This window comes from Alistipes communis, from assembly GCF_006542665.1.
GTDB lineage: Bacteria > Bacteroidota > Bacteroidia > Bacteroidales > Rikenellaceae > Alistipes > Alistipes communis.
Window position 1 is genome coordinate 2,382,934 of record NZ_AP019735.1, and the last position, 23,260, is coordinate 2,406,193.

General features: G+C 62.6%; 20 protein-coding genes. 12 read left to right on the plus strand and 8 right to left on the minus strand.

Annotated features, from left to right (window positions below; translation table 11 throughout):
• Window positions 1-206: 206 nt before the first annotated feature.
• From FMF02_RS09730 to FMF02_RS09765, 8 genes are read left to right on the plus strand one after another with little or no spacing between them, the layout of a single operon-like run.
• Window positions 207-599, plus strand: a complete 393-nt coding sequence (locus FMF02_RS09730; RefSeq protein WP_019129988.1) for a hypothetical protein — start codon at window positions 207-209, stop codon at window positions 597-599.
• On the plus strand, window positions 596-1,192 hold the full coding sequence (gene coaE / locus FMF02_RS09735) for a dephospho-CoA kinase (protein ID WP_179952760.1): 597 nt from the start codon (window positions 596-598) through the stop codon (window positions 1,190-1,192). Before FMF02_RS09730 ends, coaE begins: the two co-directional genes overlap by 4 nt.
• Window positions 1,173-1,997, plus strand: a complete 825-nt coding sequence (gene folP, locus FMF02_RS09740) for a dihydropteroate synthase (protein ID WP_244611562.1) — start codon at window positions 1,173-1,175, stop codon at window positions 1,995-1,997. The genes coaE and folP overlap by 20 nt, the downstream gene beginning before the upstream one ends.
• Window positions 1,994-2,665: an ABC transporter ATP-binding protein gene (locus tag FMF02_RS09745; RefSeq protein WP_394344398.1), complete on the plus strand. Its 672-nt coding sequence runs from the start codon at window positions 1,994-1,996 to the stop codon at window positions 2,663-2,665. The genes folP and FMF02_RS09745 overlap by 4 nt, the downstream gene beginning before the upstream one ends.
• 2 nt (window positions 2,666-2,667) lie before the next feature.
• Window positions 2,668-3,438: a TIGR02757 family protein gene (locus tag FMF02_RS09750; RefSeq protein ID WP_141413009.1), complete on the plus strand. Its 771-nt coding sequence runs from the start codon at window positions 2,668-2,670 to the stop codon at window positions 3,436-3,438.
• Between the two features lie 4 nt (window positions 3,439-3,442).
• Window positions 3,443-4,141: a tRNA1(Val) (adenine(37)-N6)-methyltransferase gene (locus FMF02_RS09755; RefSeq protein ID WP_141413010.1), complete on the plus strand. Its 699-nt coding sequence runs from the start codon at window positions 3,443-3,445 to the stop codon at window positions 4,139-4,141.
• A 49-nt stretch (window positions 4,142-4,190) separates the two neighbouring features.
• The gene (locus tag FMF02_RS09760) at window positions 4,191-5,090 is read left to right on the plus strand and encodes a DUF4831 family protein (protein WP_141413011.1); all 900 of its coding nucleotides are present in this window, start codon (window positions 4,191-4,193) and stop codon (window positions 5,088-5,090) included.
• The gene (locus FMF02_RS09765; protein WP_141413012.1) at window positions 5,087-5,734 is read left to right on the plus strand and encodes a DNA alkylation repair protein; all 648 of its coding nucleotides are present in this window, start codon (window positions 5,087-5,089) and stop codon (window positions 5,732-5,734) included. Before FMF02_RS09760 ends, FMF02_RS09765 begins: the two co-directional genes overlap by 4 nt.
• Window positions 5,735-5,818: 84 nt before the next feature.
• Here FMF02_RS09765 and FMF02_RS09770 read toward each other — a convergent pair whose 3' ends face one another.
• Window positions 5,819-6,679: an AraC family transcriptional regulator gene (locus FMF02_RS09770; protein ID WP_141413013.1), complete on the minus strand. Its 861-nt coding sequence runs from the start codon at window positions 6,677-6,679 to the stop codon at window positions 5,819-5,821.
• Window positions 6,680-6,839: 160 nt separating this feature from the next.
• On the opposite strand from FMF02_RS09770, the gene FMF02_RS09775 reads away from it, so the two are divergent.
• From FMF02_RS09775 to FMF02_RS09785, 3 genes are read left to right on the plus strand one after another with little or no spacing between them, the layout of a single operon-like run.
• On the plus strand, window positions 6,840-7,904 hold the full coding sequence (locus FMF02_RS09775; protein WP_232044770.1) for an efflux RND transporter periplasmic adaptor subunit: 1,065 nt from the start codon (window positions 6,840-6,842) through the stop codon (window positions 7,902-7,904).
• Entirely contained in the window at window positions 7,904-11,026 is a 3,123-nt protein-coding gene (locus FMF02_RS09780) for an efflux RND transporter permease subunit (protein WP_162502323.1), read from the plus strand. Before FMF02_RS09775 ends, FMF02_RS09780 begins: the two co-directional genes overlap by 1 nt.
• Window positions 11,023-12,363, plus strand: a complete 1,341-nt coding sequence (locus FMF02_RS09785) for a TolC family protein (RefSeq protein ID WP_141413015.1) — start codon at window positions 11,023-11,025, stop codon at window positions 12,361-12,363. Before FMF02_RS09780 ends, FMF02_RS09785 begins: the two co-directional genes overlap by 4 nt.
• 61 nt (window positions 12,364-12,424) lie before the next feature.
• Here the strand turns inward: FMF02_RS09785 and radA are convergent, their stop codons facing one another.
• The 7 genes from radA to FMF02_RS09820 form a co-directional block, all read right to left on the minus strand.
• Window positions 12,425-13,798: a DNA repair protein RadA gene (gene radA / locus FMF02_RS09790; protein WP_141413016.1), complete on the minus strand. Its 1,374-nt coding sequence runs from the start codon at window positions 13,796-13,798 to the stop codon at window positions 12,425-12,427.
• 92 nt (window positions 13,799-13,890) lie between these two features.
• Window positions 13,891-15,213: an RIP metalloprotease RseP gene (gene rseP, locus FMF02_RS09795; RefSeq protein ID WP_019129974.1), complete on the minus strand. Its 1,323-nt coding sequence runs from the start codon at window positions 15,211-15,213 to the stop codon at window positions 13,891-13,893.
• A 10-nt stretch (window positions 15,214-15,223) separates the two neighbouring features.
• Window positions 15,224-16,375 carry a 1-deoxy-D-xylulose-5-phosphate reductoisomerase gene (locus FMF02_RS09800; protein WP_141413017.1) on the minus strand — a complete coding sequence of 384 codons (1,152 nt, stop codon included), beginning with the start codon at window positions 16,373-16,375 and terminating at the stop codon, window positions 15,224-15,226.
• A gap of 29 nt (window positions 16,376-16,404) precedes the next feature.
• The gene (locus FMF02_RS09805) at window positions 16,405-17,268 is read right to left on the minus strand and encodes a murein hydrolase activator EnvC family protein (protein ID WP_019129972.1); all 864 of its coding nucleotides are present in this window, start codon (window positions 17,266-17,268) and stop codon (window positions 16,405-16,407) included.
• A gap of 790 nt (window positions 17,269-18,058) precedes the next feature.
• Entirely contained in the window at window positions 18,059-18,448 is a 390-nt protein-coding gene (locus FMF02_RS09810; RefSeq protein ID WP_019129971.1) for an HAD family hydrolase, read from the minus strand.
• Window positions 18,449-18,455: 7 nt separating this feature from the next.
• Entirely contained in the window at window positions 18,456-20,957 is a 2,502-nt protein-coding gene (locus FMF02_RS09815) for a GumC family protein (protein ID WP_141413018.1), read from the minus strand.
• Between the two features lie 16 nt (window positions 20,958-20,973).
• Window positions 20,974-21,762, minus strand: coding sequence for a polysaccharide biosynthesis/export family protein (locus tag FMF02_RS09820; protein WP_019129969.1), 789 nt, complete (start codon window positions 21,760-21,762; stop codon window positions 20,974-20,976).
• A 150-nt stretch (window positions 21,763-21,912) separates the two neighbouring features.
• On the opposite strand from FMF02_RS09820, the gene FMF02_RS09825 reads away from it, so the two are divergent.
• Complete coding sequence (locus tag FMF02_RS09825; protein ID WP_141413019.1) at window positions 21,913-23,208, plus strand: alpha-amylase family glycosyl hydrolase; 1,296 nt, start codon at window positions 21,913-21,915, stop codon at window positions 23,206-23,208.
• Window positions 23,209-23,260 lie beyond the last annotated feature (52 nt).

Here is a 23,260-nt window from a genome sequence, read left to right on the forward strand (position 1 = left end):
TTTGCATTGCACTCGGCTTAATCGTATCTTTGGCTTGCGCCTTAGATACTCCCGCTCGGCAATGTTCAAATAAATTTGACATTGCCCTCGCTTATTCGTATCTTTGCCCATAAGTAAGTTCCCGCTCGGCGGGTTCGCTTCGGCAGGAGAGGATATCCCTGATTTCCTTCCCGACGCGCGCTTCGTCCGAGCCAAGATAAAGAGTTATGTTCGATAATCTGAGGCAGTGGTTGCGGAAGTACATCTCGCCGGTTTTCGTCGCGATGCTCGTGGCGTCGTTCGTGTTGTGGTATATCGCCAAGTTGAACTATACCTATACTACCGATAAAACGGTTCAGGTGAATGTCGACGGCGAGGAGTTCGAGGTCGTCTGCGTGATCGAGGGACTGGGGACGAACCTTTTCAGCCGCATGGTCTACATGCGCAATTCGCTGCGCATTCCGCTCTCGGAACTCGATTACGCCCCTTCGCCCGACGAGGAGGGGTACATCGTCATCGACCCGCAGTCGTTGCAGAATGCCATTTCGGTGCATTACAGCGACGTGAAGGTCGTCGCCGTGCGCAATATCCCGCCCATTAAACTGCCTGTCGAGGAATGATCCGGGTAGGCGTTACGGGGGGCATCGGGAGCGGCAAGTCGACGGTCTGCCGGCTCTTCGCCGAACGGGGCGTGCCGGTCTACGACAGCGACAGCGAGGCCAAGCGCCTGATGGGCGAAGATCCTTCGCTGCGTGCTGCGCTCGTCGAGGCGTTCGGCGACGAGACGTTCCGGGACGGCGTGCTGAACCGTCGCTACCTGGCCGCGACCGTCTTCGGCGACCGGCACGCCCTAGCTCGGCTCGAAGCGTTGGTGCACCCCTGCGTGAAGCGCGATTTCGAGCGGTGGGCCGCCGAACGGACTGCCGAGCCCTACGTGGTGCTCGAATGTGCGATTCTCTACGAGTCGGGCATGGACGCTGCGGTGGATCGTGTGGTGGCCGTCGTCGCGCCGGAGGAGCTGCGGCTCGTGCGTGTGAACGCCCGCGACGGCGCTTCGGCTGCGGAGATTCGCTGCCGCATGGCTGCGCAGCTCTCCGACGACGTGCTGAGCGCACGAGCCGATTATACCATTGTCAATATCAACAGGGAGGATTTGGCCGCCGATGTGGCCGAGTGCGACCGTCGATTCCGTTATGAAGCAGCAGGAAATTAATCTCGATTTTTCACGTCGTCAGGTGATGACCATCGTCAACGTCACTCCCGACTCTTTTTTCGCCGGCAGCCGCACGCCTGACTGGCTCGATGTCGAACGCCGTGTGCGCGAAGCCGTCGAGGCGGGCGCTTCGGTGATCGACGTGGGCGGTTATTCGTCGCGCCCGGGTGCCGACGAGGTGTCGCCCGAGGAGGAGTGGCGGCGCGTCGATCTGGGTGTCGGGGCCGTGCGTTCGCTCTCGTCCGATCTGCCGGTTTCGATCGATACGTTTCGTTCGAGCGTGGCCGCTCGGGCGATCCATAAATACGGCAAGGTGATCATCAACGATATTTCGGCCGGCGAGCTGGATCCGCTCATCGTCGACGTGGCGGCCGAGCACGACGTGCCCTACGTGGCCATGCACATGAAGGGCGACCCCCGCACGATGCAGTCGATGACCGACTACCGCGACATCGTGGCGGAGGTGGTGGACTATTTCCGCGAACGGACGGCACAGTTGCGCGAGCGGGGGGTTCGCCGCATCGTCGTCGATCCCGGTTTCGGTTTCGCCAAGACGCTCGAACAGAACTACGAACTGCTGCGCGGCCTGCACCGCCTCGCGGAGCTGGGCTATCCCGTGCTGGCGGGCGTGTCGCGCAAGTCGATGATCTACAAGTTGCTCGGTACGACGCCCGCCGAGGCGCTCAACGGCACGACGGCGCTCCACTGGGAGTGTCTGCGGCAGGGGGCCGTGATTCTGCGGGCGCACGATACGCGCGAAGCCGTCGAGGTGGTACGGATGTTCGATCAATTCATGCAGGCATGACGGAGCGCGAGGTGATGATCCGGGCCGAAGGGCTTCGCAAACGCTACGGTGCGTTGGAGGTGTTGCGCGGCGTGTCGCTCGAAGTGGCGCGCGGCGAGGTGGTATCGATCGTCGGCGCCAGCGGCGCGGGCAAGACGACGCTGTTGCAGATCATCGGGTCGCTCACGCGCCCCGACGGCGGGCGCGTCACGCTCGGCGGCGTTGATCCGTTTGCTTTGTCGGACAGGGAGTTGTCGCGTTTCCGCAACCGTCGTGTCGGCTTCGTCTTCCAGTTCCATCACCTGCTGCCCGAGTTCACCGCTTTCGAAAACGTCTGCCTGCCGGGGCTGATCGGAGGGCGCGACCGGCGCGAAGTCGGGGCGCGGGCGGCGGAGCTGCTCGATTTGATGGGTCTCGCGGCACGCCGCGACCATAAACCCGCCGCGTTGTCGGGCGGCGAGCAGCAGCGCGCGGCCATTGCCCGTGCGCTGATCAACTCGCCTTCGGTGCTGCTGGCCGACGAACCTTCGGGCAATCTCGATACGCACAACCGCGAGGAGATCCACCGGCTTTTCTTCGAGCTGCGCGAGCGGCTGGGACAGACCGTCGTCATCGTCACGCACGACGAGAGTCTGGCGGCGCGTGCCGACCGGACGATCACGATGAGCGACGGCCGGATCGTAGGATGACGATGGAACGCGAAGAGTTGCACGATCTGCTCGAACGGCTTTGGGACCGGTACGACCGCGAGGAGTTCATCTCGGCCGACCCGATCGCCGTGCCGCACTGCTTTGCGTCGCGCGACGACCGCGAGATCGCGGGATTCCTCGCGGCGACGATCGCGTGGGGCAGCCGTCCCATGATCGTGCGCAATGGTTTGCGCATGATGCACTTTCTCGACGATGCGCCGCACGATTTCGTCCGCAACGCCTCCGAGCGCGAGTTGGCGAAGCTCTCAGGGTTCGTCCACCGCACTTTCAACGGCGGCGATCTCATCCAGTTCGTTCGTTCGATCCGTGCGATCTGCGAACGGCACGGCGGTCTGGGCCGTTTCGTCGAGGCGAGCTATGCCTCCACGGGCGACATGCGCCGCGTGCTGGCGGCCTTCCGCGAGGAGTTTTTCCGCACGGAACACCCCGAACGGTGTCGCAAACACGTTTCGTCGATCGAGCGGGGCGCCTCCTGCAAACGTTTGTGCATGTATTTCCGCTGGATGGTGCGGCACGACGACCGGGGCGTGGATTTCGGTCTGTGGCGCACGATTCCGCCCTCGGCGCTCTATCTGCCGCTCGACCTGCATACCGGCAACATGGGCCGTGCGCTGGGGCTGCTCGCGCGGCGGCAGAACGACTGGCGGGCCGTGGAGGAGATCACCGCGGCGCTGCGCACGTTCGACGCCGACGACCCTGTGCGGTACGACTTCGCGCTGTTCGGCGCGGGGATCGACGGATTTCTGAAATGAGGATATGTTTCGTTTCAAACGATTTACGATAGAACAGGACGCCTGCCCGATGAAGGTAGGCACCGACGGCGTGCTGCTGGGGGCGTGGGTCGCGCTCGGCGCCGCCGACCGGCTGCTGTTGGACGTGGGCACGGGCACGGGCGTGATCGCCCTGATGCTGGCGCAGCGGTCGCCTGCGGCCGGCGTCACGGCGCTCGACATCGATGCGGCCTGCGCGGAGCAGGCGCGGGCGAACGCCGACCGTTCGCCGTGGGGCGGGCGTGTGACGACGTGTTGCGCGCCGGTGCAGGAGTACCGGCCGGAGGAGCCGTTCGATCTGGTGGTCTCCAATCCGCCTTATTACGACCGTTCGCTGCTGCCGCCCGACGCGGGGCGCACCACGGCACGCCATACCGTCGCGCTCACGCACGGCGAGCTGATCGCCGCCGCCTGCCGGCTGCTTGCGCCCGAGGGGCGTCTGGCGGTCATCCTGCCGGCGGTCGAGGCACAGCGGTTCCGCGAGCAGGCGCGCGGCCGGCTGGCGCTGCGGCGGCTGACCGAGGTGTGGTCGACACCCCGCAGCGGGGTGAAGCGCTGCCTGATGGAGTTCGTCCGCGGCGATGCGGCGGAGCTCCGCACCGACCGGCTGGTGATCGAGGAGGCGCCCGGCCGCTTCACGGAGGAGTACCGGCGGCTGACGGGGGATTTCTACCTCAAATTTTGATCGGGGCGGGAAAATGGTTATATTTGTGAATCGACAAATTGAATTGGTTATGAAAACACTTGTTTCGCTGCTGTGCTGCACCGCGCTCACCGTGGGAAGCGCCTCGGCGCAGAGTTATCGCGTGGCCCGTGCGGGGGCTTTCGAGGAGAACGGCCGTGTCGAGGTGGGTATTCCGACCTCGCCGCTGGCGGTCGATCTGACCGTCGAGAAGGAGGTCGTCACCGTGGGGCCCTACGCCCGTTACGCACAGAAATTCCTGGGTGTGCGCGGCGCACTGAGCGACAAGACGCTCTATTCGGTCAAGGCGGCGCGCGTAGCGCTGCTCGACCGCGACGCGACGACGGCCTCCGAAGTTCCCGCCGGCGAGGTGCGCGCCACCTCCTATCTGGGCGATACCGAGACCTTCTCGCGGGTTCCCTTCGATAAGCGTTCGCTCGTGGACGAGTCGCTCGAAACGGCGGCACGCAATGCCGCCAACACGCTCTTCGCAATTCGCCGTCACCGCATGGAGTTGATTACCAGCGAGGCGGGAGAGCATGTCTTCGGCGCCGGCCTGCAAGCCGCATTGGCGGAACTGGACCGGCAGGAGCAGGCCTATACCGAATTGTTCCTCGGCAAGCGGGTGACGACGACCTCCGTCGAACGGATCACCGTCGTGCCCGATGCCGGCAAGCAGAAATACATCCTCTGCCGCTTTTCGCCCGATCGGGGGCTGCTGCCCGGCAACGACCTGACGGGCGACGTGGTGCTGTTGCAGCTCGACAAGGAGAGCGACGGTTCGTTCACCCTTACGCCCGCTTCGCCCAAGGCGGCGCGCACGGCGACCTACCGCGTGGCGGCCGACGTGGTCTGCACGGTCTATTGCGGGACGGAGGAGCTGACGCGCGCTACGCTGCCGCTCTTCGAATTCGGCCGCGACGTGGAACTGGCGCTTCCGTCCAAGAAATGACGAACCATACGGCACGCATGGCGGCGTTGCTCGGCGAGCTGCGCCGCGAGATGAACGGCGCGGTGGCCGAGTCGATGCAGCGCGGCGAGGGCGGCTACGGTCTCAACTACGGCGTCAGTATCCCTACGATCCGCGCGATCGCCGGTCGGGTAGGGACGGATCATGCGTTCGCGCGATTCCTTTACCGGCAGGATGTCCGCGAACTGCGGATGGCTGCGCCGACGATCGCCGATCCCGCTTCGGTGACGCCGGACAATGTCGACGAGTGGTTCGTCGGGCGGATGCCGGAGGAGTTGATCGAAGAGCTGGCGCTGCGTCTGCTGAGCCGCTGCGGCCGTCCCGTACTGGATACGCTGTGCGGGCGATGGCTGCGGGCTGGAAGCGGTGCCGAACGCTATGCGGCGCTGATGGCGCTGGCGCGTGCGCGGGTGCAGGAGTTCGACGCGGCGGCGGTCGTCGAGGCCGTGCCCGATGCGGTGGCCGCCTGTCCCGACGATCTGCGACTGGCGCGCGGTGCGGCGGCATTCGTTCAGTCGGCGTCGGCCCGCATCGCACCGGAGCGGCTCGCACGGATGATCGAGCGGCTTCCCGACTCGCGCGGCGGTGCCTATCTGCGCGACGAGCTGGCGTGGATGATTCTTTGACGGGATGGCCGCACGACCGTGCGGGGAGGGCCGAAATACAGGGGGCAGACCGCATTTCGGTCTGCCCCCTGCTTCGTTCGTGCGTTACTCTTTTGTACCGGAGGAGCGGAAAGCCATCGGCGAGAGACCGACGTATTGCTTGAAATAGCGGCCGAAGAAGGACTGGTTGGAGAATCCCAGCGTTTCGGCGATCTCCTTGATGCTCGGATCGGGATCGGAGAGCAGCTTCTTCGCCTCGGCGATAATGAACATCATGATCCATTGCAGGGCGTTGCGGCCCGATTTTTCCCGGACGATCGTGGAGAAATAGCGCGGGGTGAGGCACTGCTCCGCGGCGTAGAACGAAACGCTGTGGTGCGTGCGGAAATTCTGGGAGAGCGAGAAGATGAAACTCTGGAAAATCCGGTCCTTGCGATCCTGTTTGAGCGGCTGGATCGGATGGTTGAAAAAGTAGGCCTCGGCGATTTCGCAGCAGAGCGCCTTGCCGAGCGACGAGAGCAATTGGTTGTAGATGAGGCGGTTATTCTCATTCGTGCTGCGAGAGCCCTGTGACCGTTCGCGGCGCCGGATCAGTTCGATCAGTTCTTCGATGCGCCGGCGCTGCTCGTCGTTGAGCGAGATGCAGGGATTTTCCCGCATGTAGAGGTGGTTCTGCGTGTTGGAGATCGAGTTGGCCAGCGTGAAGACGAAATCGAAGTCCGCCACGCCCACCGTGCCGTGCAGATCGTCGCTGAGCATACGGATATAGGTCTTGGAGAGGGGCGGGTAGATATAGATGTCGCCCCGGTGAATTTCGAAAGCGCGGTTGCCTAGCACCAGGCTCATCTCTCCCTGGGTGCAGTAGAAAAATCCGCTTTTGGCGAGTTGAACGACCGGCCCCAGTGCTTCGACAGTCTGCTTGTCGGCATGGAACAATCCGATGGAAGGAGTAACAGGTGTGTCCATTTTTGTTTCAATTTCATGCAAAATAACGAATAATCCGGTTCATATCGACCGATTTTTTGCTTATTTTTACGAAAATCGTACGGATCGGACAATGCTGCATCCATATCATTCTTTTCGATGGATGCGCGCTTCGGTACATTTGCATCAAATTCAGTGAGGTATGAAAAGACGAAATCAATTCATGGGGATGGTCTGCCTGCTCGCCTGTTGCTGCGGCTGTTCGGGCCGGCCGGAGGGTGCGGTGCGGCTGCCTATCGTACGCATCGATACCGTGGGTGTCTACGGTACGCCGCGGACGGTGCAGTTTCCCGGCTGCGTCAGGGCGGCGCAGGAGGTCAATGCGGCGTTCAAGGTCGGCGGGACGCTCCGAACGATTTTCGCCGAAGAGGGGGAGTTCGTCCGGCGCGGGGCGCCGCTCGCGGCGCTCGATGCTCGCGATTACCGGCTTCAAGCCGAAGCCGCCGAGGCCGAGTACAAGCGCGTCAAGGCCGAAGCGGAGCGCGTAATGGCGCTCTATGCCGACGGAGCCGCTACGCCCGACGCCTACGACAAGGCGCGTTACGGACTGCAACAGATCACGGCCAAATACGAAAACAGTCGGAACCAGCTCGCCGATACCGAGATCCGTATGCCTTTCGACGGGTATGTGCAGAAGCGGTTGTTCGACCCTTCGACCGTCGTCGGGGCAGGAATGCCCGTGCTGACCGTCGTGTCGGCGGAGGCTCCCGAAATCGAGATCAATATCCCCGGCTCGGAGTATGTCCGCCGCAGCGAATTCGACGGCTTCGAGGCGGCCTTCGACTTCTGGCCCGGCAAGCGGATTCCGCTGCGGCTGCGGAGCATCAGCCCGAAGGCCAACGCCAACCAGCTCTATACGCTGCGGCTGGGCGTTCCGGCCGATTTGCGGCCGCTCCCGTCGCCGGGTATGAATACGATGGTGACCATCGTATGCCGGCCTTCGGGGGCTGCGCAGGTGGCCGTGCCGGCCGTCGCGCTCTTCGACGACGGCGACCGGACGTGCGTCTGGATCTGCCGGGAGGACAGTACGGTCGTGAGCCGCGAGGTACGGGTCGAGCGGTTGCAGACCGGCGGCGAAGCGGTCGTCGGAGCGGGACTTGCGGCCGGCGAGCGGATCGTCACGTCGGGCGTGCACCGGCTGCGTGAAGGCGAGAAGGTGGCGCCCCTGCCGGGTGTGACGAAAACAAACGTGGGAGGATTGCTATGATCGATTTCGGGAAATGGGCTTTCGCCAATCGGAAGCTCGTCTATTTCGTCGTCGCCGTCCTTCTGGTCGGCGGCATCCTCTCGGCCTACGACATGTCGAAGCTCGAAGACCCCGAAATCAAGGTCAAGCTGGCGATGGTCATAGCGACGCGCCCCGGCGCTTCGGCGCATGAAATGGAGTTGGAGGTGACCGATCCGTTGGAGAAGAACATCCGCACCATGGGCGAGGTGGAGAGCGTGACCAGCTCGTCGTTCAACGATCTGGCGATTTTGGAGGTGGAGTTGAAAAGCACGGTGCGCGACGCCGACGTCGAACAGTGCTGGGACATGCTGCGCCGCAAGGCTTCCGACGTCCAGCGGCGATTGCCGTCGGGAACGTCGGTCGTCGTGCAGGACGACTTCGGACTGGTCTACGGAATGCTCTATGCGCTCACGGGCGACGGTCTTACGGAGCGGCAGCTGTCGGATTATGCCGGCCTGCTCAAACGCGAGCTGGGCGATCTGGACGGTGTGGCGCGTGTCGAGATCTACGGCGAACGCGAAGAGTGCATCGACATTTCGATCCTGCCCGAAAAGATGGCGATGCTCGGCGTCAGTCCGGCCGAGGCGCTGGCGACGCTCAACGGGCAGAACAACGTCTACTATGCCGGATATTACGACAACGGGCCCGACCGCATCCGCGTGGCCGTCGCCGACAAGTTCCGCGCCGTGAAGGAGATCGAGAGCATGGTCATCCAGGGGCACGAGGACGACCAGCTGCGGTTGTGCGACATCGCGCGCGTGGAGCACGGCTACGCCGAACCCGTGCGCAACGAGATGTCCTACGAGGGCCAGCGTGCGCTCGGCATCGCCGTCGCGGCGGCTTCGGGCAGCGACATCGTCAAGGTCGGGGCCGAGGTGGAACGCTGTCTGGCCGAGTTGCAGGCCGAGCGCTTCCCTGCGGGAGTCGCCTGCCACAAGATTTTCTACCAGCCTGAGCGGGTCAAGGATGCGCTGGGGACGTTTCTGATAAACCTGATCGAGTCGGTGGTGATCGTCGTGGCCATTCTGATGCTTACGATGGGTTTCCGCAGCGGAATGATCATCGGCATCAGTCTGGTGGTGACCGTCGTGGGATCGTTCCTGATTCTGGGGATGGCCGACGGAACGATGCAGCGCGTGTCGCTGGCGGCGTTCATCCTGGCCATGGGAATGCTGGTCGACAATGCCATCGTGATCGTGGACGGCATCCTGATCGACCTGAAACTCGGGAAACCGCGCCGCGAGGCGATGACGGCCATCGGCCGGAAGACGGCGATGCCGCTGCTGGGTGCGACGCTGATCGCCATCCTTTCGTTCCTGCCGATCTTCCTCTCGCCCGATACGGCGGGTGTCTACGTGCGCGATCTGTTCATCGTGCTGGCCGTGTCGCTGCTGCTGAGCTGGGTGCTGGCGCTGGTGCATGTGCCGCTCATGGCCGACGCATGGCTCGGTCAGTCTGCTGCTCCGGCCGGCGGCGCGACGCTCTACGACAGTGCTGTCTACCGCTGGTTGCGTGCGGCGCTCGGCTTCGGCCTGCGGCATCGCTGGTCGTCGATCGCCGTGGCGCTCGTGCTGGTGGGGCTGAGCGTCTGGGGCTACGGTTACATGCGTCAGGGCTTCTTCCCCGATATGGTCTACGACCAGCTCTATATGGAGTACAAACTGCCCGAGGGGACGAATTCGACCCGCGTGAAGGCCGATTTGGAGGAGATCCGCCGCTATTTGAAGAGCCGTCCGGAGATCCGCTCGGTGGCCGCTTCGATCGGCGGAACGCCGGCGCGCTACAATCTGGTGCGCAGCATCGCCACGCCGTCGCTTTCGTACGGCGAGCTGATTATCGATTTCGAGTCTCCGGAGGCGCTGGAACGCAATATCGACGACATCCAGCAGACGCTTTCGGATCGCTATCCTGATGCCTACGTCAAGTTGAAGCGCTACAACCTGATGTTCAAGAAGTACCCGATCGAGGTGCAGTTCACGGGGCCCGATCCGGCCGTGCTGCACCGGTTAGCCGACAGTGCGCGCTGCATCATGGAGCGCACGCCCGAGGTGTGTCTGATTACGACCGACTGGGAGCCGCGCATTCCGGTGCTGAACATCGACTACGACCAGTCGGCCGCACGGCGCATGGGGTTGAGCCGGCAGGATATCGCCGTCTCGATGCTGTCGGCTGCGGGCGGTATTCCTGTCGGGGCTTTCTACGAGGGGACGCACAAGAATACGATCTATCTCAAATGTACGGAGGCCGACGGGAAGCCGGTCGACAACCTGGAAAACGTGCCGGTCTTCCCGATGATGCCCAATCTGGCGGGGTTGTTCGACGAGGAGCTGCTCCTCAAACTCAAATCGGGAGCGATCGACCGCAGCGAGTTGCTGGAATCCGTCCTGCATACCGTGCCGCTGAAACAGGTGAGCCGCGGCGTACAGGTCGAGTGGGAGGATCCCGTCGTTCCGCGCTACAACGGTCAGCGTGCCCAGCGGGTAATGTGCTCGCCTGCACCCGGCATCGAGACCGAGGCGGCGCGGCTGGCTGTCGCCGAACGGATCGAGGCGATTCCGCTTCCGTCCGGATACGCACTGTCGTGGGAGGGTGAGAAGGGCGCCAGCGACGAGACGATGCGCTACCTTTTCAAGAACGTGCCGCTCGGCGTCGTGCTGATGATCGCCATCCTGATCCTGCTCTTCGGCGACTACCGCAAGCCGGCCGTTATTCTCTGCTGCATTCCGCTGCTGGGCATCGGCGTGGTGGGGGCGATGCTGCTTACGGGCAAGGTCTTCACCTTCTGCGCCATTGTCGGTGCACTGGGGCTCGTGGGCATGATGATGAAGAACTGCATCGTGCTCATGGACGAGATCGGCGCGCAGATCGCCGCCGGCGCCGATCCCGCCTCGGCGCTCGTTTCCAGTTCGGAAAGCCGTCTGCGGCCGGTGATGATGGCTTCGCTCACGACCATTCTGGGCATGATTCCGCTGCTCGGCGACGCCATGTTCGGGTCGATGGCCGCGACGATCATGGGCGGACTGCTGTTCAGCACCTTCGCCACGCTCTTCTTCGTGCCGATTCTCTATGCGTTGTTCTTTAAAATCAGGATAGATCGATGAAACGTCTTCTTATCATACTCACGCTCGCGGGATTGCCTTGCACTCCCTTCGCGCAGACGCGGCTGACGCTCGACGCCTGCATCGAGCAGGCCGAGGCGAACAACAAGGCGCTGGCGGCGGCCGACCGGCAGTTGGCGGCGGCACAGTTCGACTTCCGCAGCGCACGGGCCAATTTCTTTCCTTCGTTCTCGGCGACGGGGACGGGACTCTATTCGACGGCCGACGGCGGGCTGGACATCGCCGGCGGCGCGTTGCCCGTGCTGGGTGTCGACGGGATGCCCACGGGCGGTACGGCGCTCTTCCCCGGCCTGAACCTCGCCTACGAGGTGGGTTGGGTCTACGGCGGCGGCATAACGCTCGAACAGCCCCTCTACATGGGCGGCAAAGTGCGCACGGGTTATCGCATGGCGCGGATCGGCAGTGAAATGGCGGAGCAGAACCGGCGGTTGACCCGATCGGAGGTGATCGTCTCGACGTCGCGGGCCTACGCTTCGGTGATCCGTGCGCGTGAGATGCGGCAGGTGGCCGAACGTTACCATGCGCTGCTCACGGAGTTGCTGCGTTCGGTCGAGAGTGCACGCAAGCATGGCCTGAAACCGCAGAACGACGTGTTGAAGGTGCGGGTGAAACTCAACGAGAGCGAATTGAACCTGCGGCGGACGGAGAATGCGCTGCGGCTGGCGACGATGAATCTCTGCCACCTGATCGGCCGTCCGCTGACCGACCGGATCGAGGTGGCGGACGATCTGCCCGACCTGCCGTCGACGCCGGTGCCCGCCGTCGACCTTATGGCGCGTCCCGAATACCGGCTTCTCGACCGGAAGGCCGAGCTGGCGCGCGAACAGTTGCGCCTGGCGCGCAGCGAGCGGTTGCCGCAGGTGGGGCTGGTGGGCAATTACGGCTACCTGCACGGCGTCGAACTGAACGGACAGAACTTGTTGGGCGGCTGGGCCTTCACGGCCGGCGTGCAGGTGTCGGTGCCGATCTTCCACTTCGGCGGCCGCTCGAACAAGGTACGGTCGGCACGGGCGCGGTTCGAGCAGGCGCAGGCGGAGCGTCTCGACGGCGGCGAGCTGCTGCAACTCGAAGCGACGCAGGCAGCGAACAACCTCGACGAAGCGCAGCTCGAAATCCGGCTGGCTGAGTCGTCGCTCGCCGCGGCCGACGAGAACCTGCGGCTGAGCCGCCGCCAGTACGAGGCCGGCGTGGAGACGCTGTCGGATCATCTCGAAGCGCAGGCCATGTGGCAGCAGGCGCACCGGACGGAGGTCGAGGCGCGTATCGACGGTTATCTGCGTTGGTTGGAATACCGCAAGGCGGCGGGATTGCTCGATTGAGCGGGGTGTCTTTCACGAAAAACGCAGCGGTCGGTAGATCCGGCCGCTGCGTTCGTTTTTGTTACTCCTCGTTGATGAAGAGCGCCCGGGGCAGCTGGTCGATGCTGTTGATCGCCACCACCTCGATGCCTTTGGGGCGTTTGGCGCCTTTGGGGAGGTAGCCCGAGACGACGATGCGGCGGAAGCCCAGCCGCGCCGCCTCGCTGATGCGCTGCTCGGTGCGGGGGGCGGGGCGCACCTCGCCCGAAAGGCCTACTTCGCCCGCGCAGCAGATGCCCTCGCCGATCGGACGGTCGTAGTACGACGAAATTACGGCGGCGATGATGGCCAGATCCAGCCCCGGATCGGCTACTTTGAAGCCGCCCGCGAAGTTGAGGAAGACGTCCTTGGTGTACATCTTCATCCCCACGCGCTTCTCCAACACGGCCAGCAGCATCGACATGCGTTTGTAGTCGAAGCCCGTGGCCGTGCGCTGGGGCGTGCCGTAGGCGGCGTTCGAGACGAGCGCCTGCACCTCGATCAGGTAGGGGCGTATGCCGTCGACCGAGGCGCCGACGGCGATGCCGCTCAGCGGTGCGTCGTAGTGCGTGAGCAGGATTTCGGAGGGGTTGCCCACCGGCCGCAGGCCGGCGTCGAGCATCTCGAAGACACCGATCTCGAACGTCGCGCCGAAACGGTTCTTGATGCCGCGCAGGATGCGGTAAACCTGATTGTTGTCGCCCTCGAACTGCAACACCACGTCGACGATGTGTTCCAGAATCTTCGGGCCGGCGATGGCGCCCTCCTTGGTGATGTGGCCGATGATGAAGATCGAGGTGCCCGATCCCTTGGCGTATTTGAGCAGCGTGGCGGCGCATTCGCGGATCTGCGACACGCTGCCGGCCGACGACTCGACCAGATCGGTGTAGATCGTCTGGATCGAGTCGATGATCACCAGGTCGGGGCGCTGCTCTTCGAGCTGCGCCATGATGTTTTCGAGCAGCGTCTCGGAGTAGACCATGCAGGCGTCGTTGCCGATGCCGATACGGTCGGCGCGCATCTTGATCTGCTCGGCCGACTCCTCACCCGAGACGTAGAGGGTTTTCAACCCGTTGTCGGCCAGTGCGATTTGCAGGCTGAGCGTCGATTTGCCGATGCCCGGTTCGCCGCCCAGCAGCACGAGCGATCCGGGAACCAGACCGCCGCCCAGCACCCGGTTGACCTCGGCGTTGCCCAGGTCGAGCCGCGGCCGGTCGTTCGAGCGGATCTCGCCGACGCGCTGCGGGGTGCTGCGGGGCAGCGCCGAGGTCATCGCGGCGGGGACCGAACCGCTCTCCCTTGCGACGATCTCTTCGGTGAAGGAGTTCCACTCCCCACAGGCGGGGCAGCGTCCCATCCATTTGGGCGCCTCGTAGCCGCACTCCTTGCAGAAATATGCTTTTTTGACCTTTGCCATCTCTTTGCGTTTTAGTACGGGTGCCGACGGCAACCCGTTCGGCCGCCTTAAAGGGGCGGAGGACGGCCGAAAAATTCGGTGCAGGATCCTGGTTATTTGATGAAGAAGCGGTAGATGTCGTTGCCGTTGGCGTAGACCAGCAGCACGAGGATGATCGCCAGTCCGACGTACTGCGCCGCTTCGAGGAAGCGGTCGCTCGGTTTGCGTCCCGTGATCATCTCCCACAGCGTGAAGATCGCATGGCCGCCGTCCAGCCCCGGAATGGGCAGGATGTTCATGATGGCCAGGATGATCGAAATGAAGGCGCACTTCGACCAGAAATCCTGCCAGTTCCACGCCGAGGGGAAGATGCTGCCGATGGCGATGAATCCGCCCAGCTCCTCGTACATCTGGGTTTTGGGCTGCACGATCAGTTTGAGCTGTTCCCAGTAGTTGGCGATCACGCTGCCCGTGCGCCGGATGCCGGCGGGGATCGACTGCCAGAAGGTGTACTCCTTCGTGCGCAGGCGGTAGTCGTGGCGGGCTACCGTGACGCCGATCTTGCCGTCGGCGTTGACCGGTACGGTCAACACGGCCGTCGAATCGCCGCGCACGACGGTAAGCTGCACGTCGGACGACTTGTGGTCGGCCAGCAGCCCGACGTACTCCGCGAATTCGATGTGGCGTTCGCCGTTGAGGGCGACCACCTCGTCGCCGGCGCGCAGCCCTGCGTCGAGGGCGGCGGGGGAGGCTACGCTGTCGATGCGGAAGGGCGTGCGCAGCATCAGCATCTCTTCGTAGCCCTTCGAGCGGCGGAAGTCGACGAGTTGCTCGAAGGGGATCGTGAAGCGCTCTTCGCGGCCGTCGCGCTCGACGACGACCGTGCGGTCGCTCTCGGTCAGCAGCAGCGTCATGGCGATGGCGTTCACGTCGTCGATCGGCTCTCCGTCGATCGAGATGATTTTGTCGCCGTTCTCGAAGCCGAGCCCCTGTGCCGCCGTGTTGAAGGTGTAGCCGTAGACGGCGTCTTCGTTGGCGAAATATTTTTCGCCCCACGTGTAGCAGATGCCGCAGTAGATGGCCACGGCCAGCAGGATGTTCATCACGATGCCGGCGATCATCACCAGAAAACGCTGCCACGCCGGTTTGGCGCGGAACTCGTCGGGCCGGACGGGCTGCTTCATCTGCTCCGTATCGAGACTTTCGTCGATCATGCCGGCGATCTTGACGTAACCGCCCAGCGGCAGCCAGCCCACGCCGTACTCCGTGCCGCCGCGCTTGAACTTGAAGAGCGAGAACCACGGATCGAAGAAGATGTAGAACTTTTCGACGCGGATGCCGAACACGCGCGCCATGAGGAAGTGTCCCAGTTCGTGAATGCCCACGAGCAGGGTGAAGCAGAGGAAAAGCTGAATGACTTTGATGAGAATGTCCATTATCGATGTGTTAGATTTTCAGAAATTCGCGTGCGATGCGGCGCGCCTCGGCGTCCGATGCGGCGTAGTCGTCGAGCGTCGGCCGCGCGACGAAGGTCGCTTCTTCGAGTGCATGTTCGATCGTGCGCACGATGTCGAGGTAGCCACACCGTTTGGCCAGGAACGCGGCGACGGCCACTTCGTTGGCGCCGTTCATCGTGCAGGCCGCCGTGCCGCCGCGCCGCAGGCAGTCGTAGGCCATGTCGAGCGCCGGATATTTCTGGCGGTCGGGTTCCGCGAAGGTGAGCGTCGGGTTGTCGGCGAAGCTGAACTGCTCCGCGGCCCGTGCGGCGCGGCGGGGGAAGAGTAGCGCGAAGCCGATGGGCAGGTGCATGTCGGGCGTGCCGAGCTGCGCCTTGATCGCGCCGTCTTCGAACTCGACCATCGAGTGTACCACCGACTGCGGGTGGATCAGCACCGAGATTCGTTCGGCCGGCATCCCGAAGAGCCAGCGGGCTTCGATCACTTCGAATCCCTTGTTGACGAGCGTCGCCGAATCGATCGTGATCTTGGCTCCCATGCGCCACTGCGGGTGTCGCAGGGCCTGTTCGACAGTCACTTCGGCGAGCCGCTCGCGTGGTACGTCGCGCAGTGCACCGCCCGAACAGGTGACGATCAGCCGCCGCGCGGGCGACGCTTCGCCCACCAGACATTGGAAGATGGCCGAATGTTCGGAGTCGATCGGCAGGATAGGCACCCGTCGCTCGGCGGCCAGCCGCATGACGTAGTCGCCGCCCACGACGAGCGTCTCCTTGTTGGCCAGCGCGACTTTCTTGCCCGCTTCGATGGCGGCCACCGTGGGCAGCAGACCCGCGTATCCCACCAGCGCGTTGACCACCGTGTCGACCGTGTCGGCCTGCACTACCTGCCGGATCGCGTCGGCACCCGCGTAGACCTTGACGGGGCGGTCGGCCAGCGCGCGTCGCAGCGCGTCGTATTTCGAGTCGTCGGCGATGACCACCGAATCGGGTGCGAATTCCTCGGCCTGACGGGCCAGCGCCTCCCAGTTGCGGTGCGCGGTGAGCGTGGTGATTTCGAACAGTTCGGAGTTCTCGCGGACGATGTCGAGCGTCTGGACGCCGATCGAACCGGTCGAACCGAGCAGGGCGATACGTTGTTTCATGCGTGGGGCCTTTCCGGCGGAATGTTCCATTAGAATACGATGTAACCTTCGGGATCGACGGGCTTGCCGTCGCTCCACAGTTCGAAGCCGAAGAGTTTCGAGTCGGTGCCTTCGGCCTGCGGGTCGTTGCTGTATCCCAGCACCTCGCCGCTGCGGAGCCGCTGGCCCGTCGAGACCATCGACTGCGCGAGATTTTTGTAGATCGAGAGTACGTTGTCGGCGTGCTGCACCTGCACCACGTAGCCCTCTTCGGGGCTCCACAGGCTCAGCACGACCGTGCCGTTGTCGACGGCCGATACCTGCGATCCGGGCGCCGCGGCGATCCGGATGCCGTACTGCCCCAGTTTGGTGTCGAACTTTTCGGTGATGATGCCTTCGACCGGCGCGGTCATGGCCATCGCTTCGCGCAGCGTCTTGCGCGACGGCGATTTTCCCAGTCCGTAGGGGCCTTCGCCCTCCATCTGGATGCGCAGGAGCGAATCCTCGCGCGAGGGCATCACCAGCGTCTTGTCGGCCTTGATGCTGTCGAGACCGCCGACGTTGCGTACCACGGGCGTCTTGCCCTCCATGATGAGGGCGATGTTGTCGCTGTAAGTACGCATCTGGGTCATCTGCCGCTCGATCGAGTCGAGCCGCATGATGTTTTGCAGCAGCATTTCGCGCGAGCGGTTGGCCTCGTAGCCCGGCAGGAATTCCAGCACGGGGGTGTAGGCCACCAGCGAGAGAATCAGGATGAAGAGCAGCAGGACGAAAGCCAGTAACGCTGCGAAGATACGCACGACCGAGATGTGCATGTGCCACTCCTCGGCGTTGTCCACCTCGTTCTGGAGCGTCAACCGGTGTTTGCGCACCAGACGCCTGTATGCCCGTGAGATCGGCGAGAATCCTTTCATGTTCCGCAAGTTTTGAGCGCCGGCGACGGACCGCGAACCGCACGCGGCGGCGTGTGGCTCGTCGTCCCGCTGCGATTGCACATCGCGTCTTGACCGCTACATCTTCGCAAAGATACGAAAAGTCGAGCGCAGAAGCAAGCGTCAGCTTGATTATGCCGAGACGGAGTATCTAAGGCGTCAGCCAAAGTACGAAAAGTCGGGCGCAGAAGCAAGCGTCAGCTTGATTATGCCGAGACGGAGTATCTTCGGCATCGGCCAAAGATACGAAAAAGTCGGGCGCAGAAGCAAGCGTCAGCTTGATTCTACCGAGACGGAGTATCTAAGGCGCAGCCAAAGATACGAAAAAGTCGGGCGCGAAAGCAAATTTATTTGCATTTTGCCGGGCGCGAGTATCCGAGGCGTCAGCCAAAGGCGGATGAGCCGGAGGCAAAAGCAAGCTCGTTCGCAATTTTGTCCGGAGAGCGTATCTGCGGCGCTGCCTGAATAACGGAGAAATCGGAAAAATAGGGTGCTCGGCCGAAAAAAACGGTATCATTTTGTTGTGTCGTCGAGCATGGTTTGTCGTCTTTCGGCAAAACCGGAAGGCGACAGCCCGCAGCCGGCGGAGAATATCATCGGCTGCGGGCTGAAAGTTTGAAGAGAATACCTCCGGGAAAAGTCGGTTTCCGTCCGTTTCGGGAGTTCGTCTGCATCGGGGAGGATTTTACGAAATGCTCCGAGGGCGTTCGTGACGAACGCCCTCGGAGCAGATGAGACGGGTACCCTGCGGGTTTCGCGCGTACCGGCCGGCTCAGTCGAGAAAGCCCTCTTCGACGAGACGTTGCCGCACCTTGACCCAATTGACGAACGGGCGTTTGATGCCGTCTTCGAACTTGATCGGGCATCCCAGCGCGCTGTCGTCGATGTAGAGGTCGGCGAAGACCTTGGGCGAGTCGGTCCACTCCCGCTGTGCGGGGTTCTCGTTGACGGCGTAGAGCGGAATGTCGTTGCGGGCGAACCATGCTACGGCGTCGTCGAGCAGTCTCCCGCTGCGCATCGTGTAGAGAATCACCCGGCAACCGTTGCCGATCAGTTCCCGCAGCACGGGAACGGCGCCGATGTCGTTGCCGATATGGGGGTAGGCGTGCGTAACGACCGTACCGTCGAAGTCGACGGCGATAATTGCATCCCGGATAGCCATTGCGGTATTACTTTTTATCGTTCAGACCCAAGAAATCTTTCAGCCGTTGCGTGAGGTTGTAGCGGCTGTCGATGACGGCCGAGGACTTTTGGCTCTCGTCTTCGCCGTAGCCGTATCCATAGCCGTAACCATACCCGTATCCGTAGCCATATCCGTAACCGTATCCGCGGCGTGCGCCTCCGGTCGAACCGTTGAGCACGATGCTCATGTTGTGGAATTTCTTCTCGCGGTAGAGTTTTTCGATGTCGGGCAGCTGCCGGCGGTCCAGCAGTCCTTCGCGGATCACGTAGATCGTCAGGTCGGCCAGGCGGTCGGTAATCAGCGCGTCGGCCACGGCCATGGCGGGCACGCTGTCGATGACGACGTAGTCGTAGCGTTTGCGCAGGTCGGCCATGAATTCGTCGAACTTCTCCGACAGGAGCATTTCGGCCGGGTTGGGCGGTTGCAGACCGGCGAAGATGATGTCGAGATTCTCGTGCAGGCCGCTCTGGAAGACGATGTCGTTGAGGTTGGCGATCGTTCCGGAGATGTAGCCCGATACGCCGTTTCGGTTGTCGCGTTGACCCATCTGTTTGGAGAGGGTGCGGCGGCGCAGGTCGAGGTCGACGATGACTACCTTCTTGTCGGCCAGGGCGAGCGTCATGGCCAGGTTCGTCGTGACGAAGGTCTTGCCCGCATGGGGATTCGACGAGGTGACCATGATGATCTGCAACTTACCCGACTTGACGCTCATGAAGCCCAGGTTCGAACGGATCAGCCGGAATGCCTCCGAGACGCTGTCGCGGCCGTTGTCGCGCACCACCACCGATCCCTGCCGGGTCGAACCGTGGTATTCGGGGATGTCGCCGAGGAACGGAATGCTCAGTTTGTCCTCGATGTCCTTGCGGCCGCGGATGGTGGTGTCGAGAATTTCCATCAGGTAGATGATGCCGAACGGCGTGGCCAGACCGAACAGCAGTGCGATGAAGAGGATGATGACCGAGCGGGGCGCCACGGGGGTGCTGCTGCCGTAGGCCGGATCGATGATTCGGGCGTTGTTGTCGGCGATGGCCTTGGTCAGTTCATTCTCCTCGCGTTTGTTCAACAGGTAGAGGTACAACTCCTCCTTGATGCGCTGCTGTCGGGTATTGTCGAGCAGTTCGGTGCTCTGGCGGGTCGCCGAAGCGATGCGCGTGCGGGCGAGGCTCTCCTCGCGGCGGATGTTGTTCAGCTGGATTTCGAGCGTCGAGATATGCGATTGGAGCGAGGCGATGATCGCCCGCCGCAGCGCGGCCAGCTCGCTGTCGAAATCCTGGATGACGGGGCTGTTGCTCGATGCGTTGCCGGCGAGTTTGTCGCGGCGGAGCATCAGCTCGTTGTAGTTCTTGATCTGGTCGGAGATCGACACGTTGGTGATGGCGACGTTGGCCGGGATCAGGTCGCGCAGCTTGGTGTCGTTGAGCAGATAGTCGCGTATGTACTGCGCCATGCTGATCTGGTTCTCCACCGAAAGACCTGCGGTTTTGAATTGCGAACTCTCGGTCAGGCTTTGCGTGGCCTGCGCCGTGATGTCGTACATCTCGTTGTCTTTCTTATAGGTAGAAATCTTGCGGTCTACGGCGTCCAGCTCCGAACCGATGATGCGCAGCCGCTTGTCGATGAAGTCGGCCGTGTAGTCGGCGATACGGTTCTTGTCGTTGATCGACTCGTCGTTATAGCGGGCGATGAGCGTGTTGATGACGTCCTCCGCACGGCGGGGAATGTTGTCGTCGAGCGAAATGGAGATGGCGTTGGCCTGCTTCTCGACCAACTCGATGGCGATTCGCTTGTTGTAACCCGAGGCCACGCTGCTCACGATCTGTTTGCTCACCGAAATCGGGTCGCCGAAGTAGTCGTCGGACATGTAGAGCGTCGGCGTCACGACGAGCAGTCCGCACGGCGTGGTGATCGTGTCGTTGAACCGCCCCGTCATCTCGACCTCGTAGATCTCCGAATCCTTGTCCTTGTCGGAATCGGCCGAGGTGCGGTTGACGAACTTCGTGAGCGAGAACTTCTCGTTGTCGACGGGGGTCAGTTCGAACGCCAGCGCCTGCCGCTCGTTGTCGTCGATGAAGGTGACGTCGATCGGCGAACGGCGGTAGAGGTTCTCGGTGCGCAGCCCGTGTTTGACGACGTAGTTGACGTGCAGGTTGAGCCGCCGTACCACTTCGGTCATCAGGTTGCGCGATTTGAGCACGATGATCTCGTTGTCGACGTTGCGGCGTGCCGTGGCTCCCAGCAGGTCGCCGAAGGCGGCGATATCCGTTTCGCTGCCCTTCTTGCCGTCCTTGATGAGGATCGTAGCCGTGCGGTTGTAGACTTTCGGCGCCGTGTAGATATAGAAAAGCGCGCACGAAAGGCAGACGACCGTCGACAACAGGAACCAGAACCAGTTGCCGATGACCATTTGTATGAGGTCGTGGATCGAGAAGTTGATGCTGTCCTCGTTCCCTTCCGCAGGGACGTTGTTTACATTGCGATTTTCTTCCATGAAAAACTGGCGATTATTAGCGGGTGATGGTGACGAGGAGCGTCGCCACGGAGACGGCTACCGAAACGAGCGAGATGTAGAACGAACGGTTCTGGTTGATTTCGCCCGCCTGCGCCTTGTATTTGTTCGGCGTGACGTAGACGACGTCGTCCTGTTGCAGATAGAAGTAGGGCGACGTGAGGATGTCCGGGTTTTTGAGGTCGAAATAGTGCACCGTCCTCATGCCGTTCTCTTCGCGGATCAGCGCCACGTTCTCGCGCTGGCCGTAGATCGTCAGGTCGCCGGCCATGGCTAGGGCGTCGAAGAGCGAGATGCGGTCTTTGGTGATGGAGAACTGTCCGGGGCGGGCGACCTCGCCCAGGACGGAGAATTTCACGTCGGCGAACTGGATGATGACGATCGGGTCGTGCACCATCCCGTTTTCGCGGATCGTGTTTTCGATCTTTTTGGCAAGCTCGTTGCGCGTGAGTCCGTCGCAATCGATCTCGCCGATGATCGGCAGCTGGATTTTGCCCTCTTTGTCGACGGTGAGGATTTGGAGGTTTCCGTTCGAGGAACTCGAATAGGAGGAGAGTCCGTTGAGCGAGTTGTAGGAGGATGCCGCGTTGAACGGGGCTGCCAGTTCGGGGTCCTTGCTGTTGATGGTCACCGTGAGCCGGTCGAGCGGTTTGATGCGGATCTGGTAGTCCTGTTCGATGGCGGTCGGAATGTCGGTCTGTACCTGCTGGATGTAGGCCGCGCGTTTGTTGGTGGCGCACGATGCCAGCAGCAATGCGCCGAGTATGAAAATCCCGAGATGTTTCATGGGTTTTATGTCGACTTAATCTTTAATGTTTTGAATGGTTGCGCAAAGATATTACTTTTTTTCCGATAATCCGCCGCGGGAAGGGTTGAAAAGTAAAATATTTCGGATGTTGCCGAATTTTCCTATTTTTGCGGTCTGAATCGGATAAAAATGGACGAAACGACACATATTCCGCATCCCGCATGGAGTTATCCTGCGGTGATCTATGAATTGAACGTGCGGCAGCTGACGCCCGAAGGGACTTTCGCCGCCGCCGAAAAACATCTCCCCCGCCTGCGCGAGCTGGGCATCGACGCCGTGTGGCTGATGCCGATCCACCCGATCGGCGAGACGAACCGCAAGGGGACGCTGGGCTCCTACTACGCCGTGCGCGACTACTGCGGCGTCAATCCCGAATTCGGGACGATGGCCGATTTCGACCGCTTCGTGTCGACGGCGCACGGGCTGGGGCTGAAAGTGCTGCTCGACTGGGTGGCCAACCACACGGCGCGCGACGCGCGGTGGGTGACCGAGCGTCCGGCCGACTGGTACGAGCGCGACGCGGCGGGCGAGCCGGTCGTGCCCAACGGCTGGGACGACACGGCCAAGCTCAACTACGCCAACCGCGCCGTGTGGCAGGGGCAGATCGACGCCATGCGCTTCTGGCTCGCGGAGCACGGCGTGGACGGGTTCCGCTGCGATATGGCCATGCTGGTGCCCACGGCCTTCTGGCAGGAGGCTGCGGCGCAGCTGCGCGAAGTGAAGCACAATCTCTTCATGCTGGCCGAAGCCGAGCAGGCGGATCTTTTCGACCGTGCGTTCGACGCCTGCTATGCGTGGGAGTTCCACCATATCGTCAACGACATCGCGCAGGGACGCCGCCGCGTGTGGGATCTGCGTAACTACCTTTACGCCGACCGCGACCGTTATCCGCGTTCGGCCATGCGGCTGATGTTCACCTCCAATCACGACGAGAATTCGTGGAACGGCAGCGAGTTCCGCCGGCTGGGCGATGCGGCCGGGATCATGGCCGCGCTGACGTTCGTGCTGCCGCAGTCGATGCCGCTCGTCTATACGGGGCAGGAGTTCGGCTACGACCATTCGTTCGCCTTCTTCGACCGCGATCCGATGGTCGATCCCCGTCCGGGGCGCTTCACGGAGCTGTACCGGCTGCTGTGTCTGTTGAAGCACCGCAACCGCGCGTTGCAGGCGGGCGAGCGGGGCGGTTCGTTCGTCGAGATCGAGAACAACGCCAAGGATTGCCTGATGACTTTCGTGCGCGAGGTGGAGGGCAACCGCGTACTCTGTGTGATGAACCTCTCGCCCTATGCGATCCACGCCGATTTCAATACGGGCGTCTATCAGGGCGAATACGCCGATGCGCTGACGGGCAACCGGATCGTCGTGCCTTATCGCGTCGAGCAGGATATGGCGCCGTGGAGCTACCGGATTCTGATTCGGGAGTGATCCGGTCCGGGGCTTGTCGGGAGGGGTGCGGCGAAAGCCGGCGTTTTCCTGT